Origin of the sequence: Desulfoglaeba alkanexedens ALDC (assembly GCF_005377625.1) — a bacterium.
In the GTDB taxonomy this organism is placed as follows: Bacteria; Desulfobacterota; Syntrophobacteria; order Syntrophobacterales; family DSM-9756; genus Desulfoglaeba; species Desulfoglaeba alkanexedens.
The window spans coordinates 3,002,905-3,015,915 of sequence record NZ_CP040098.1 but is presented as its reverse complement, the minus strand read 5'-3'; the positions used below and the strand labels follow the sequence as shown (position 1 = coordinate 3,015,915).

Below are 13,011 nucleotides of genomic sequence, written 5' to 3'. Positions count from 1 at the left end.
CCGGCGATCATCGGCAGCCGAACGCGTCGAAGGCGTTGGGAATCCAATCAAGTTCCGGCATCTCCCCGATCCAGGTGACGGCCACCACATCGAAACGCGCCGACCGGTTCTCCCAACGCTTCCCCTTAAGGTACCACTGTGCGAGCCGCACCAGGCGGCGCCGCTTTCCCGCCGTGATCGATTCTTTGGCGCTCCCCTTCACCAAAGACAATCGCGTACGCACTTCCACGAAGACGATGGTATCGCCGTCCAGGCCCACCAGGTCGATTTCTCCCAGCGCGCAGCGGACGTTTCGATCCACGATGCGCATTCCACGCTCTTTCAGGTAAGAAGCGGCCAGCGCTTCACCTTCCTGTCCCACGGCTCGTCGATTGTGCATCCCGAGGCGTCCCTCCCGTGACGGCGGAGCCTGTTATAGGGCCTGTCCAGAAACAAGCTCATAAAAGTCGGGCTCTGATGAGGTTCTGGGTTCTGGGTTCTGGGTTCTGGGTTCTGTAGGAGCGGGCTTGCCCGCGATCGAGATCGCCGGCAAACCGGCTCCTACAGGACATGAGTGGTTGTGGGAGCGGCGCCCTCGCCGCGATGAACAAACCCCAATGCGCCGCCCCACCTCCCATCTGCCCGAGGGCGGGCGGAACCGCTCAGCCCGGCTCGGGACCGCATTCCCGGACCCCGCGAAAGGTGAGGCGGTGGATGGCGCAGGGGCCGTGGCGCTTCAAGGCTTCCAGGTGTGCGCGGGTGGCGTAGCCTTTGTTTACCCGAAAGGCGTAGGCGGGATACCGGGCGTGATAGGCTTCCATGAGGCGGTCCCGGTAGACCTTGGCCACAATGGATGCCGCCGCGATGGAAAGGCTCTTCCGGTCGCCGCCGGGGATGCCCTTCTGCGGCAGCGGCAAAGGGAGGCTGTAGGGACCGTCGATGAGGAGGCAATCCGGCGGGGGCGAAAGTTCCGCGACCGCGGCCGCCATGGCCTTGAACGTGGCCTGCAGGATGTTCAGGCGGTCGATTTCCGCGGGCTCCACCACGCCGACTCCCACGGAAACGGCTTTGGTGCGGATGACCCGGTCGAGCCGCTCCCGTTGAGCCTGGGAAAGCTGTTTCGAATCCTTGACGGCCTCCGCCTTCCAATCGCTGGGAAGGATGACGGCGGCGGCCACCACGGGGCCGGCCAGGGGGCCTCGGCCTGCTTCATCCAGGCCCGCCACCAAACGAAAGCCCCGCCGGCGGGCTTGGGCCTCGAAGGCCAAACCGTCCGCCGGCGGGGCTCCAAAAAGACGCAGCTGCACTAGCGCCGCTCCCGGATCCTCGCCGCCTTTCCGACCCGATCCCGTAGGTAGTACAGGCGCGCCCGGCGCACGCGGCCGCGGCGAACCACTTCGATACGGTCGATCTGAGGCGAATGCAGCGGAAAAATCCTTTCCACGCCTACACCGTAAGAAACCTTGCGCACCGTGAAGGTGGCTCCCATGTTTCCCCGGTGACGCCGGATCACGACCCCTTCGAAGACCTGGATCCGTTCCTTGTCGCCTTCGCGGATCTTCACGTGCACCTTGACCGTGTCCCCGGCCCGGAAGGCGGGAATGTCGAGCCGCATCGATTCTTTTTCGAGGTTCTCAATCACGTTGAAAGCCATGGTATCCTCCCCAAGCTCAAATCAAGTCGTACAGATCCATCGAACGTTCCGTTCACGAACCTGTGTCTATAGCAGCAAAAAACCTGTCGATCAAGATCGCCGCCGCACATCTTACCGACAGGTGATTGTATCCGTTGCGCCCCCGGATGGGGCGAATCACACCGTCACACTTCTGGAGCATTTCCGGGGCCAGGCCCCAGCCGGTCCCGAGCAGCAACAAGCCCGGCCGGCCGCTGTCCATGACCTGTTTGCAAGCGTCCACGGGTGCCACGCTGGTCGGGCTCTCCCTTGCGGTGGTAGCCCACACCAGAGGCGCCGCCCCGCATTCCCGTTCCACGGCCGCAACGGCGGCCTCCACGCTGTCCACCAGCCGGAGGCGCCGCAGAGCCCTTTCGCGGTCCGGATGCAGCGTTTTCGCGATGTCCGACCGCCAGTGACCCATCAGCCGCTCGGCCAGGTCCCGCTGATCCCGGAGCGGCGTCGCCACAAAGCAGGCCGGGAGGTCATAGGTGCAGGCGAGACGCGCCAGATCGTGGAGGTCCAGATTGGTGAGAGCCGACGCGATGCACTCGCCCTTCCGGTTGAGCACGGGAAAATGGACCAGCGCCAGGTAGAGGCTCGGGCCGGAACTAGCCGATGACTTCCCTGGCATGCTGATCTCCTGAATCGTCTTCACTCTCGGCCGCCTGGAGCAGCCGCCGGTCTTCGTCGCTGAGTTTCAAGCGCGAAAAGAGATCGGGGCGCCGGATGCGGGTGCGGCGGAGTGCCTCGGCCCGCCGCCACCTGCGAACCGCCTCGTGATCCCCGGAAAGCAACACTTCCGGCACCCGAAGCCCCCGGAACTCCCGAGGACGCGTGTATTGGGGATATTCCAGGATGGGCTCCCGGAACGACTCCGCTTCCGGCGAAGCCGTGTTTCCCAGCACCCCGGGGATAAGCCGTGCCGCGGCGTCCACCACCACCATGGCGGCCAGTTCGCCGCCGGTCAGTATGTAATCGCCGATGGAAACCTCCCGGTCCACGAAGTGAACCACCCGTTCGTCGACGCCTTCGTACCGCCCGCAGATCAGGATGAGTCGCTCCAGTCGGCTGAATTCCCACGCAAGCGACTGCGAAAACAGCTCCCCTTGGGGGGAAAGCAGCACGGCCACCGCAGGCGGTCCTTCCGCACGGACCGCTTCCAGCGCCTTCACCACGGGCTCCGGCTTCATGATCATGCCCTCGCCGCCACCGAAAGGCCGATCGTCGGCCATCTGGTGCCGGTCCTCCGCATGATCCCGGATATTGTGAACGCGAACCGTGACGAGTCCGCGCGCCCGCGCCTTGCCGAGGATGCTTTCTTCGAAGGGCGAGGCGAACATCGCCGGAAAGAGCGTCAGGATGTCAAAGATCATCGATCAAACCCTCCGGCGGGTCGATCACCATCCGCCGCCGGCCCAGGTCCACTTCCGTGACCACGTCTTCCACCGCCGGGATGAGCACTTCCTTTCCGTGCCGTCCTGCCACGACGTAGATATCGTGGCTTCCAGCATCGAAAACGGCTCGAAGCGTCCCCACGGGGATGCCCGCCGTCGTTTCGACCGAGAGGCCGATCAGCTGGTATGTGTAGTATTCCCCTTCGTCTGTGGGAGGCAGGTGGTCTTCCGAAAGGACGATCTCACCGCCGACGATGGCCGCGGCGGCTTCCGGATTCGGCAATTCTTCGAATCCGGCGAGCAGGAACCTGCCGTGGGGCCTGATCCGGGTGAGCGTCAACGTGCGCAGCGCATGGAAACCCGCCACGCGGACGTGCATTTTCCCGCCCGCCTGGAATCCCGCCAGGGTGTCCCCGTAAGGTAAAATCTTCACATCGCCCCGCACCCCGTGGGCGCGGGTCACCTTCCCGACAGGAACCCAAACCCGCTCATCCATGCTCCTATTCGATGATCTCCAGCACGGCCCGCTTTCGGATCTTCGTTGACGCGGCGCTCAGGATGGTCCGCATCGCACGGGCGGTCCGCCCCTGTTTTCCGATGACCTTCCCCAGATCTTCCTTGGCCACGCGCAGCTCGATCACAGAGGTCTGTTCGCCTTCGATCTCGGAAACCCTCACCTGCTCAGGTTGATCCACCAGAGCCCGCGCCATGTACTCAATCAGTTCCTTCAACATGCTCCCCTCCACCTGCTCTGCGCCGCAAATCGTCGACCTTCAGGAGGCCTCAGGAGGCCTGTGGCACAGCCCGGTCGGTGTGCCTGCGAATCAAGCTGCGCACAGTATCCGTGGGTTGAGCGCCCTGCTGAAGCCAGTAGTCGAGCCGATCGGTCTTGAACGTGACCGCAGCGGGGTCCGTCAGCGGGTTGTACGTGCCAATGCGTTCAATAAAGCGACCGTCACGCGGGGCCTCGGAATGGGTCACCACGATGGAATAAAAAGGCCGTTTCTTGCTCCCTCGTCGAGCCAAACGAATGCGTACCGGCATAGCGAACGTGTTACCTCCTGTTCAAGAACCTGCATGATTGCCAACACCTGCCAAAGCAAATTCTGTTTTTCTACTCCATCCGCTCCCATTTAAAAAGGGAAAAATGTCTTGGCCCGGCGCTTCTTGGGCTTCTTCCGAGTGACGCCTCCGCCCATCATCTGGCGCATCATCCGGCGCGCTTCGTTATAGCTCTTGATGAGCCGGTTCACTTCCTGGACCGATGTGCCGCTTCCCGCCGCGATGCGCCGCTTTCGGCTGGCGTTCAAAATCTCCGCGTTCAGCCGTTCCTGCCGGGTCATGGAATTGATGATGGCTTCCGTCCGGACCAGTTCCTTCTCGTCCACCTGCATTTTCTTGAGTTCCTTCATCGCGCCCATGCCCGGGAGCATCTCCAGGATCTGTTCCAGGGAACCCAGCTTCTTGATCTGGCGCAGCTGATCCCGGAAATCTTCCAGGCTGAAGGTGTCTTCCTTGAACTTGCGGGCCATTTCCGCGGCCTGCCGTTCATCGAAGGCTTCCTGGGCCTTTTCGACGATGGTCAGCACATCGCCCATCCCCAGGATCCGCGAACTCATCCGGTCCGGATGGAAGACCTCCAGGGCGTCGAGTTTTTCGCCCACACCCACGAACTTGATGGGACATCCCGTGACCGCTCGGATGGATAGAGCGGCGCCGCCCCGGGCGTCGCCGTCGAGCTTGGTGAGCACGACCCCCGAAACGCCGAGCCGTTCATTGAAGCTGGAAGCCACCTGGACGGCGTCCTGGCCCGTCATGGCATCGGCCACCAGGAGAATCTCCGCCGGCGAAAGGATCTTCTTCAAGCGCTCCAGTTCGGCCATCAGCTCATCGTCCACGTGGAGCCGGCCGGCCGTGTCCACCAGGAGCGTGTCGCAGCCTTCGCGGGAAGCGAAGGCCAAGGCTTCCCGGGCGATGTCTTCCGGCCGCTGGTCCGTCTTGGACGGATAGACCGGGAGCCCCAGCTGCCCGGCGAGCGTCTTCAACTGGTCGATAGCCGCCGGCCGGTACACATCCACCGGCACAAGGCAGGGGCGGCGCTTGTCTCGGGAAAGCCGTAGCGCCAGCTTGCCCGCCGTGGTCGTCTTGCCGGACCCCTGAAGCCCCACCAGCATGACCGCCAGAGGAGGCTTGCCCGCCAATCGGAGCGGCTCGGCGCTTCCGCCCATGAGGTCCGTGAGCGCGTCGTTCACGATCTTGATGACCTGCTGGCCCGGCGTGAGACTCTGCATCACCTCCCGGCCCACCGCCCGTTCAGCGATCCCCTTGACGAAATCCCGCGCCACTTTGTAATGGACGTCCGCTTCCAGAAGCGCCAGCCGGACTTCCCGAAGGGCCTCCTGGATATTTTCCTCGGTGAGCTTCCCCTGGCCCCTGAGGTGTTTGAAGACTTTCTGCAACTTTCCGGAAAGATTATCGAACATCGTCTTTACCGCCGCAATCCTTCATCGTCCAATGCTTCCACCGGCGCGTTCCCCGGCCGTCGATCTCCCCGCTCCCCCGCCGTTCCACCTCAACCGCCACCTATCCGATACAAACAAGTCTTGGTCTGTGGAATCGCCCCGAAAGAAGCCTTCGGGTCTTGTCCCTGGACTGGGTCATAAGATTTGATATAATTGCATAAAAGTTCTTCCAAGGAAAGACTTTGTGTGCCGGGCAAGCCGGCACTCCCCGCCGTCGAAGCCCAGGAGGCGCCTCATGCCCGTCGTCACGGTCAGCAAGGAATTCGCGTCTGAAAGCGAAGATTTCGCTCGCAGCCTTTCGGACCGCCTGGGCTATTCCATCCTGGACAAGCAGATCGTGGCCGCCGCCGCTCAGGAACTTAACCTTTCCGAAACCGAAGCCCTCAGCTTCCAGAAGGAACGGGAATCCAGGCTCCTGCGCCTCATCGACCGCTACACGTCCACCGTGGTGCAACGCATCGTCGATCGATCCTACGGCCGGCTGGACGACCAGGCCTACCACCAAGTCACCGTGAACCTGGTGAAGAAGGTCGCCGAAGAGGGGAACGTCATCATCTTTGGGTGGGGCGCCCAGTGCATCCTGGAGGATCACCCGGACGCCCTTCACCTGCGCCTCGTCAAGCGGATCGAAGACCGCGTTCGCTGGCTCAGAACCCATTTCGACATGGACGAACGCTCGGCCAGGGAGTTGATCGACCGCGAAGAACGGGAATCGGCGACATACATCGAGCACTACTTCAACCGTTCCTGGGACGACGCCCACCTCTACCACCTGGTGCTCAACCTCAGCAAAATCCCGCTCCAGGCCGCCGTGGACTTGGTGGCCGGCTGGGTGGAGGCCCACCCGCACCCATCCGGCACTTGAGGGCCCTTCAAAGATCCCCGAAAACCGCCCCCCTTCGTCGTTTCGGGGACAGGCTTGAAGCACAAGAGAGCTGATGAAAGTGGGACCCTGACGTGCCTGCCTACCGGCAGGCAGGCAAGCCGGCTTCTACGGAGGCCGGCCCGATTTTCCGTTATCAGATAGGGGTCGGGAAGAGCCGAAGCTCTCCCCGCCCCCCGAACCGTGCCTGCGGTTCTCCCGCACACGGCTCTCCAGTTGGCGTTTCCCCTTGTTCCCAAGCTCCAACATCCCCTTCCCCTTGTTTCCAAGCTGGAGCTTGGAAACAAGGGGAAGGGGAAACCGACCGCTACAGTGAATCCCGGCCGTTCCGCCCCCTTCGCGCTTCCTGAGCCCTGCCTTCGTCTTTCAGCCCGCCGCTTCCGGCCGAGCAAAGCGCGTTCACCGGGCACTCCACGCATCGAGGGTTTCTCGGCCCGCAAAGGGTCTGCCCGTGTTTGACCAGGAGTTCGTTTACCAGAAGCCGATGCCGATCCGGGACGATCTCCCACAGTTCCCGTTCCGTTTCTTCGGGGGTGCGCGTCCGGACGAGCCCCAGCCGGTTAGCAATCCGGTGGACGTGAACATCGACCGGGAGCGCCGCCTTCCCGAAACCGTAGACCAGCACGCAGTTGGCCGTCTTGCGCCCCACCCCCGGAAGCGCCGTGAGCTCTTCGAGGCTTTCCGGCACTCTGCCGCCGTACCGCCGGCATAGGATCGCCGCCGCCTCACGGAGCCTCCGGGCCTTGGTACGATAGAAATTGGCGGGGCGAACCAAAGCCTCCACGGTTTCCAGGGAAGCCGCCGCGAGGCTTGCCGGATCGGGAAACCGTTCGAGAACGGCTCGAGCCGCCAGGTCCGTTTTTTCATCACGGGTGCGCTGCGAAAGGATCGTGCCCACGAGCACGTGAAAGGGAGGCTGCCGGGTGTGCCAGTTCCAGGGTCGGACCCCGTAGACGGCAACGAGGGCGTCCATGATTTTCCCGGCACGTTCGGTCCGAAGATCACCTGCCACTTGCGAAACTCCTCAAGGAATAAAGGGGACGAAAGAACGCGGGTCCTTCACCAGCAGCCGGGCCCCCGCCTGAGCCAGTTCCTCCGGGCCGCGAAACCCCCACAGGACTCCGATGCCGAACATGCCCGCCCGGCGCGCCGTTTCCATGTCTAAATCGCTATCCCCGAAAAAGAGGCATTCCGAAGGATCCACTCCCAGGTTCGCCGCCACCTGGAACGCCGCGGAAGGATCCGGCTTCAAGGGACTCCCGGGCCGAGCGCCGCGGATATCCCGGAAGCCCCAACGCGCGAGCAGTCCACGGACCATCGTTTGCGTGAACTCCTCCCCCTTGTTGCTCAAAACCGCGAGGCTGAACCCTTTTTCCAGGAAACCATCCAGCAGTTCGGCGACGCCCGGGTAAGGGCGGGTGTTGGAAGCCCAGCGCCGCTCATATTCCTCGCGATACGCCCTGACACCTTCGCGCACGGCTTCCGGGGTACGCGCGGCTTCGGGGATCGCCCGCAGGACCAGGTTTTCCGCGCCGTCGCCCACCCAGGTCCTGTAGGTCTCCCGGTCGTGTTCCGGCCAACCGTGAGATCGGAGCACCGCGTTCATGGAATCCGAGATATCCTGGAGGGTGTCGAGAAGCGTTCCGTCCAGATCGAAAATCACCGCTCGAAACGTCATGGGTCGTTCACCTTTCCGTTGGAACCGCCGGAGCTCCCCGGGAACCTTCCAGGCATGGCGCTTCCGCTACGCCCGGCGCCGGAAGTTGAATTCCCGGAAACGGCGGGCCAAGATCGTCACCTCGATGGCTTCGCGGCCGTTGGAAGCTGCCTGATAATACCCCCCACGCCTTTGGAGCTTGAGTGTCCGCTTTTTCCCGTAGGGGCGGTTTACGAACGGCACTTCCAACTTCTATCTGCTCACTCGCGCCGTGGCCCTTCCCATCTTCGGGAAGTTTCTTGTGTTCCATCATAGCAAAGGATTTTCCCCCGTCGCCACAGGAACTTTCGTGTTGCGCTCCGTCCTTCCTGGGGCGTCCCAGTCCATGACCCGGCTCATCGGCTTCCGGGTCCTACAGGGGATCGGGGCCGGAGGCGACTTCGCGCTCACCTACACCGTGCGGTGCAGGCGCTTCGCATCAAAAAAAATCCGCTTGCTTTGCCGAAACCTCTGCGTTAGAAAATGGCGTCGTTTGTTGGTAGGGCTTCGGAGCGGGTTCCGAAGCCTCTTCGTAGACGGCGCGTTGAGGTCCGTTTCTTGGGGTCCATCGAGAATTGGCCTTTCGCATGAGCGAAGCAATCCCGTGGATGTCTCCAAAGTAACACCCGACGAGCTGCTTGAGTTCTAGAAAAAAAGGAGTTCGCTTATGCTGCAGGGCCGAGTCAAATGGTTCAACGAAAAGAAGGGATACGGGTTTATTGAATCTGAGACTCACGGTGACGTTTTCGTCCACTTCTCGGGCATCGAAGGGGAAGGCTTTCGGACCCTTTCGGAAGGGGAAAGCGTGAGCTTCGAAATCGGCGAAAGCCCGAAGGGACCTCAGGCCGTTCGAGTCAAGCGATTGGGCTGAGGCGCGCCTTCAAACCGGATGCCGAGGCACTCTGGAAATGTTCTGGGGTGCCTTTTTTCTTTTCACGGAAGGAGATGTCTCATGACGAACCACAGAGGATGGATCACCATCGCGGTTTTCCTTTTCGCCGCACTTGCCGTAGCGACTTTCGCGGGCGCTCAAGATAAGGCCGGCGACTCCGAAACGGTGGCCGTAGTCAACGGCAAAGCCATCAGCCGAACGCTTTATGAACAGGAACTGACCCGGATCGAAAGCCGCATGATGCAAATGGGACAGCCCGTAGACCCCGCCCAGCTGGAGCAGCTCAAAAGCGACGTGCTGGACGCACTCATCAGCCGGGAACTTCTGTACCAGGAAAGCATGAAACAGGGTATCAAGACGGACGAAGCGGCGGTGGCGGAACAGATGGAGGCCATCAAGAGCCGGTTCCCGGATGAAGCACAGTTTCAGGCGGCCATGCAGCAGATGAATCTCACCGAAGAAGGCATCAAGGACGAGATGACCCGGGATTCTGCGATCCGGCAGCTGGTGGACAAGGAAGTCGCCGGAAAGGTCACCGTTTCGGACGAAGAAACCAAGGCCTTCTACGACGCGCATCAAGAAATGTTCAAGCAGCCGGAAAGGGTTCGAGCCAGCCACATCCTGGTCACGGTGGCAGAGGACGCCTCCCAGGCCGACCGGGATGCCGCCATGAAAAAGATCAAGGACATCCAGAAGCGGGTGAACGCGGGTGAGGACTTTGCGGAACTGGCCAAGGCCCATTCCCAGTGCCCCAGCGCTCAGAAAGGCGGCGACCTGGGTTTTTTCCGCCGGGGCCAGATGGTGAAGCCTTTCGAAGAAGCCGCCTTCGCCTTGAAACCGGGTGAAGTGAGCGATATCGTCGAAACCCAGTTCGGCTACCACATCATCAAGGTGACGGAACGGGCCGAAGCTTCGACGGCGAGCTACGACGAAGTGAAAGAACGCCTCGCGAACCACCTCAAGCAGGAAGAAATAAAGAAACAGGCGGGCGAATACGTGGAAGCCCTCAAGGCTAAAGCCAAGATCGAGAGGACCCCGCCGGAAAAGCCCTGAGGATCCCCGACCGAGAACAGGCCGGTCGAATACCGCATACCCTGTTTACCGTCGGGATGCTGCCGGAACCTTTCGGCACACGACGATCGACGCGGCGATTTCCCAGGGACCCGAAGGGCGCACTCCATGGAATGAAGGGCTTCAGCCGCGCCGCCGAAAGCGGCCGAGGCGGCGACTTCTCAGCCACAGGGCGGCGCTGCGGCACCGGCCCTGTGGCATTCCCAACGGACTGGAAGGTCATCCCCGGGATTAACAACAGGAACACCCGCAGTCGCAGCCTTGTTGCGGCGACGCCTGGTCGTTGATTTCCACCACTTCCACGTCGAAGTTCAAGGCCTTCCCCGCAAGTACGTGGTTTAAATCGATCACGATGTCCTGGTCGGTGACCTTCGCGACGGTGGCGTACACCCGCTGGTCGTCGGGAGTCCTCAGCGCCAGGAGTTCCCCCACCTGGGGTTCGTAGTTGGGCGGAAGGTCTGCGCGGGAAAGCGTGTGATGCAGGCCTTCGTCCCGATCACCGTAGGCTTCCTCCGGTTCGACCCTGAAGGTCTTCTTCTCGTTCACGGCCATTCCGACCAGCGCGTCCTCGAAGGCAGGGATCACCTGCCCCGAGCCCACCTGAACTTCCAGCGGCTGGCACCCTTCGCTCGAATCGAAGACTTCGCCGCTGTCGAATTTCCCCGTGTAATGCACCTTGACAAAATGGCCGCTTTCCACTCTTTTCATTTAGATCTCCTTCCACAATGAGTCTTCGGGTCATGAGTTCTCTCACGCTGAACCTAGTCTGTCGATGGGTCGAAGTCAAGGAACGGTGAGCAAAATTCGGGAGTCCGCCATCGAAACGTTGGCTCATCGCGGCGGGGGCGCCGCTCCTACAACGACCGCGGTTGCTTTTGTAGGAGCCGGCTTGCCGGCGATCAGGCTCACCGGGGCATTGCCGGTTTTACGGGTCGCGGGCAAGCCCCCTCCTACCGATAACGGAAAATCGGGCCGATGGGTAGGGCGGACAGTCTCCTTGAAAGATCCTCGGTTTTGGATTAGTTGTAAAGGTGTTCCACTAGGAATCGGGTCCTTCCAGCAGTTGTTCGCGCTCGCCTTCACGGAGGTGTTCCAGCCGCCATGGAAAACCAATCACGGAAAGGGACCGGCCGGCCTCCCCCGCCCAAGCGCCTTTTCCAGAAGCAACCCATCATGATCCGGATGGTCGCCGCGCTGCTGCCCTGCCTTCTGGGATCGGTCTATTTCTTCGGATTTCGGGCCCTGGCGGTGACCGCCGTCTCGCTGGTCTTTGCGGTCGCGACTGAAGCGGCGTTCACTCTCCGGCAGGGAAAGCCCGTGACGTCCGCCGTGCTGGTTTCCGCGCTCATCTACGCCCTGAGTCTCCCTCCGACGGTGCCTTACTGGATCGCCGCTGTCGGCATGGTCTTCGGCATCGTGTTCGGAAAGATGGTTTTCGGCGGGTTCGGCTTCAACATCTACAACCCCGCCATGGTGGGCCGATGCTTCGTCTACATCTCGTTTCCCATCGCGCTCACCAACCGCTGGGTGGAACCCTTTCCGGGCTTCCTCGGCGGCGCTGCGGCCTGGGCGCCCGGAGTGGACGCCGTCACGACGGCCACCCCGCTGCAACTCCTCAAGGCGGGCGACACCGTTGCCATGGAACGGCTCTTTTGGGGAAACGTCTCCGGGGCTTTGGGTGAAACGAGCGCGTTCCTGATTCTTCTCGGAGGTGCGTACCTCCTCTACACCAGGACCGCTCAGTGGCGCCTTGTGGTGGCGCCCCTCATCGGCGGCGCCGCCATGGGCGGGATCCTCTATCTCGTGGGCATTCCCGGCGTCCCGGACCCGTTGTCCTATCTCCTGGCCGGATCCTTTCTTTTCGGCGCCTTCTTCGTGGTGACGGAACCCATCAGCGGCCCCAAAACCAAGCCGGCCCAATGGATCTACGGGATCGTGATCGGAGCCCTCGTCATCGTGCTGCGCCGGTTCGCCAACTTTTCCGAAGGCGTCATGTTTTCGGTGCTTTTCATGAACACCTTCGTTCCGGTTCTGGACTTGGCGGTCAAAGCCCTGAAAGAACGCAACAAGGCGGAGGCGGTCTCATGAATCCAAGCCGCGCCTTTTCCGTCGTTTACATGTTCGCCGTGTCCCTTGTGTTCATGTCGCTGGTGGCCGGAATTTACGTCCTCAATGCGGAACGGATCGAACTGAACGAACAGATCAAACTCCAGGGCATCATCCTCCGAGTGCTCCAGGTGCCCGTGCCTCCCGACGCGGAAAAGGAGACGGTGGTCCGCATTTTTTCCCAACGCGTGACCACTGTCGCCGAAGACGGGAAAACGCTGTATGTGGCTCGAAACGAAGACGGCGCCGTGACGGGGTATGCTTTCCCCCTCTACGGCCCCGGTTTTTGGGGCTCGATCCGGGGCATGATGGCCGTGGACCCCGAATTGAAAACGGTCCTGGGGATCGCCTTCTACAGCCACAGCGAAACCCCGGGGCTCGGCGGGCGCATCACCGAGGCCTGGTTCCAGGACCAGTTCAAGGGCAAACCCTTGATGGCACCGGAACCCGGCGGGAACTACTTCGAACTCCGCCCGCCCGGAACCGCGGACCAACCCAACGAGGTGGACGCCGTCACCGGCGCGACTGAAACAAGCCGGCGGCTGGAAGTGTTTTTGAACCGCAACTTGAAAGAGTACCTGGCTTGGATCGAAGCCAACAAAACCCGGTTGAGCGGCGGGCGGGACACGGCCGGAAGAGGACGAGCTCGAACCCATCCCGGGGTCCCTATTTCGAGGCGTTCCTTTTCCTGTCGCTTTGAGTGCCCCGTGGGGGCATGAAACACCGCGGCGAATCCGCTCGCTGCGCCTGTGACCTGTGACCGGGAAAGTGCGTGAAGAACCGCCTTTTCGCG

At 62.0% G+C, this 13,011-nt stretch carries 17 protein-coding genes; 5 read left to right on the top strand and 12 right to left on the bottom strand.

Annotated elements, in window-relative coordinates; translation table 11 throughout:
- Positions 1-7: 7 nt before the first annotated feature.
- The 9 genes from FDQ92_RS13625 to ffh all read right to left on the bottom strand — a co-directional run bounded on the left by FDQ92_RS13625 (position 8) and on the right by ffh (position 5,531).
- On the bottom strand, positions 8-379 hold the full coding sequence (locus FDQ92_RS13625) for a YraN family protein (RefSeq protein ID WP_137425400.1): 372 nt from the start codon (positions 377-379) through the stop codon (positions 8-10).
- A gap of 262 nt (positions 380-641) precedes the next feature.
- Positions 642-1,286 (bottom strand): ribonuclease HII, encoded by a 645-nt coding sequence (locus FDQ92_RS13620; RefSeq protein WP_137425399.1) that lies wholly within the window; start codon positions 1,284-1,286, stop codon positions 642-644.
- The gene (gene rplS, locus FDQ92_RS13615; protein WP_137425398.1) at positions 1,286-1,633 is read right to left on the bottom strand and encodes a 50S ribosomal protein L19; all 348 of its coding nucleotides are present in this window, start codon (positions 1,631-1,633) and stop codon (positions 1,286-1,288) included. Before rplS ends, FDQ92_RS13620 begins: the two co-directional genes overlap by 1 nt.
- A 52-nt stretch (positions 1,634-1,685) precedes the next feature.
- Complete coding sequence (locus tag FDQ92_RS13610) at positions 1,686-2,285, bottom strand: RNA methyltransferase (protein WP_137425397.1); 600 nt, start codon at positions 2,283-2,285, stop codon at positions 1,686-1,688.
- The gene (gene trmD, locus FDQ92_RS13605) at positions 2,263-3,027 is read right to left on the bottom strand and encodes a tRNA (guanosine(37)-N1)-methyltransferase TrmD (RefSeq protein WP_137425396.1); all 765 of its coding nucleotides are present in this window, start codon (positions 3,025-3,027) and stop codon (positions 2,263-2,265) included. Before trmD ends, FDQ92_RS13610 begins: the two co-directional genes overlap by 23 nt.
- The gene (rimM, locus tag FDQ92_RS13600) at positions 3,017-3,544 is read right to left on the bottom strand and encodes a ribosome maturation factor RimM (RefSeq protein WP_137425395.1); all 528 of its coding nucleotides are present in this window, start codon (positions 3,542-3,544) and stop codon (positions 3,017-3,019) included. Before rimM ends, trmD begins: the two co-directional genes overlap by 11 nt.
- Before the next feature lie 4 nt (positions 3,545-3,548).
- Positions 3,549-3,782 carry a KH domain-containing protein gene (locus FDQ92_RS13595; protein WP_137425394.1) on the bottom strand — a complete coding sequence of 78 codons (234 nt, stop codon included), beginning with the start codon at positions 3,780-3,782 and terminating at the stop codon, positions 3,549-3,551.
- A 49-nt stretch (positions 3,783-3,831) separates the two neighbouring features.
- Positions 3,832-4,074: a 30S ribosomal protein S16 gene (gene rpsP / locus FDQ92_RS13590; RefSeq protein ID WP_425457277.1), complete on the bottom strand. Its 243-nt coding sequence runs from the start codon at positions 4,072-4,074 to the stop codon at positions 3,832-3,834.
- A gap of 107 nt (positions 4,075-4,181) precedes the next feature.
- Positions 4,182-5,531, bottom strand: coding sequence for a signal recognition particle protein (gene ffh / locus FDQ92_RS13585; protein WP_137425392.1), 1,350 nt, complete (start codon positions 5,529-5,531; stop codon positions 4,182-4,184).
- A 274-nt stretch (positions 5,532-5,805) separates the two neighbouring features.
- On the opposite strand from ffh, the gene FDQ92_RS13580 reads away from it, so the two are divergent.
- Complete coding sequence (locus FDQ92_RS13580; RefSeq protein WP_137425391.1) at positions 5,806-6,435, top strand: cytidylate kinase-like family protein; 630 nt, start codon at positions 5,806-5,808, stop codon at positions 6,433-6,435.
- 325 nt (positions 6,436-6,760) lie between these two features.
- On the opposite strand, the gene FDQ92_RS13575 is transcribed toward FDQ92_RS13580, so the two are convergent.
- Both FDQ92_RS13575 and FDQ92_RS13570 read right to left on the bottom strand, forming a co-directional pair.
- The gene (locus tag FDQ92_RS13575; protein ID WP_211341283.1) at positions 6,761-7,465 is read right to left on the bottom strand and encodes an endonuclease III domain-containing protein; all 705 of its coding nucleotides are present in this window, start codon (positions 7,463-7,465) and stop codon (positions 6,761-6,763) included.
- Positions 7,466-7,477: 12 nt separating this feature from the next.
- Complete coding sequence (locus tag FDQ92_RS13570; RefSeq protein ID WP_137425390.1) at positions 7,478-8,131, bottom strand: HAD family hydrolase; 654 nt, start codon at positions 8,129-8,131, stop codon at positions 7,478-7,480.
- 685 nt (positions 8,132-8,816) lie between these two features.
- Here FDQ92_RS13570 and FDQ92_RS13565 point away from each other — a divergent pair.
- Entirely contained in the window at positions 8,817-9,020 is a 204-nt protein-coding gene (locus tag FDQ92_RS13565) for a cold-shock protein (protein WP_137425389.1), read from the top strand.
- Between the two features lie 81 nt (positions 9,021-9,101).
- Positions 9,102-10,094, top strand: a complete 993-nt coding sequence (locus FDQ92_RS16335; protein WP_170180372.1) for a peptidylprolyl isomerase — start codon at positions 9,102-9,104, stop codon at positions 10,092-10,094.
- Between the two features lie 249 nt (positions 10,095-10,343).
- Here the strand turns inward: FDQ92_RS16335 and FDQ92_RS13555 are convergent, their stop codons facing one another.
- Positions 10,344-10,820, bottom strand: coding sequence for an FKBP-type peptidyl-prolyl cis-trans isomerase (locus FDQ92_RS13555; RefSeq protein ID WP_137425388.1), 477 nt, complete (start codon positions 10,818-10,820; stop codon positions 10,344-10,346).
- A gap of 393 nt (positions 10,821-11,213) precedes the next feature.
- Here FDQ92_RS13555 and FDQ92_RS13550 point away from each other — a divergent pair, with 393 nt between their 5' ends.
- The gene (locus FDQ92_RS13550) at positions 11,214-12,200 is read left to right on the top strand and encodes an RnfABCDGE type electron transport complex subunit D (RefSeq protein ID WP_137425387.1); all 987 of its coding nucleotides are present in this window, start codon (positions 11,214-11,216) and stop codon (positions 12,198-12,200) included.
- Positions 12,197-12,937, top strand: coding sequence for an FMN-binding protein (locus FDQ92_RS13545; protein ID WP_137425386.1), 741 nt, complete (start codon positions 12,197-12,199; stop codon positions 12,935-12,937). The genes FDQ92_RS13550 and FDQ92_RS13545 overlap by 4 nt, the downstream gene beginning before the upstream one ends.
- Positions 12,938-13,011: the final 74 nt, after the last annotated feature.

Excerpts from the sequence above, each read along its gene's own strand:
- FDQ92_RS13555 (WP_137425388.1), bottom strand. The coding sequence starts at position 10,820 with ATGAAAAGAGTGGAAAGCGGCCATTTTGTCAAGGTGCATTACACGGGG.
- FDQ92_RS13545 (WP_137425386.1), top strand. The coding sequence starts at position 12,197 with ATGAATCCAAGCCGCGCCTTTTCCGTCGTTTACATGTTCGCCGTGTCC.
- FDQ92_RS13565 (WP_137425389.1), top strand. The coding sequence starts at position 8,817 with ATGCTGCAGGGCCGAGTCAAATGGTTCAACGAAAAGAAGGGATACGGG.
- rplS (WP_137425398.1), bottom strand. The coding sequence starts at position 1,633 with ATGGCTTTCAACGTGATTGAGAACCTCGAAAAAGAATCGATGCGGCTC.
- FDQ92_RS16335 (WP_170180372.1), top strand. The coding sequence starts at position 9,102 with ATGACGAACCACAGAGGATGGATCACCATCGCGGTTTTCCTTTTCGCC.
- rimM (WP_137425395.1), bottom strand. The coding sequence starts at position 3,544 with ATGGATGAGCGGGTTTGGGTTCCTGTCGGGAAGGTGACCCGCGCCCAC.
- FDQ92_RS13550 (WP_137425387.1), top strand. The coding sequence starts at position 11,214 with ATGGAAAACCAATCACGGAAAGGGACCGGCCGGCCTCCCCCGCCCAAG.
- FDQ92_RS13580 (WP_137425391.1), top strand. The coding sequence starts at position 5,806 with ATGCCCGTCGTCACGGTCAGCAAGGAATTCGCGTCTGAAAGCGAAGAT.
- FDQ92_RS13570 (WP_137425390.1), bottom strand. The coding sequence starts at position 8,131 with ATGACGTTTCGAGCGGTGATTTTCGATCTGGACGGAACGCTTCTCGAC.
- trmD (WP_137425396.1), bottom strand. The coding sequence starts at position 3,027 with ATGATCTTTGACATCCTGACGCTCTTTCCGGCGATGTTCGCCTCGCCC.
- FDQ92_RS13595 (WP_137425394.1), bottom strand. The coding sequence starts at position 3,782 with ATGTTGAAGGAACTGATTGAGTACATGGCGCGGGCTCTGGTGGATCAA.
- FDQ92_RS13610 (WP_137425397.1), bottom strand. The coding sequence starts at position 2,285 with ATGCCAGGGAAGTCATCGGCTAGTTCCGGCCCGAGCCTCTACCTGGCG.
- FDQ92_RS13625 (WP_137425400.1), bottom strand. The coding sequence starts at position 379 with ATGCACAATCGACGAGCCGTGGGACAGGAAGGTGAAGCGCTGGCCGCT.
- ffh (WP_137425392.1), bottom strand. The coding sequence starts at position 5,531 with ATGTTCGATAATCTTTCCGGAAAGTTGCAGAAAGTCTTCAAACACCTC.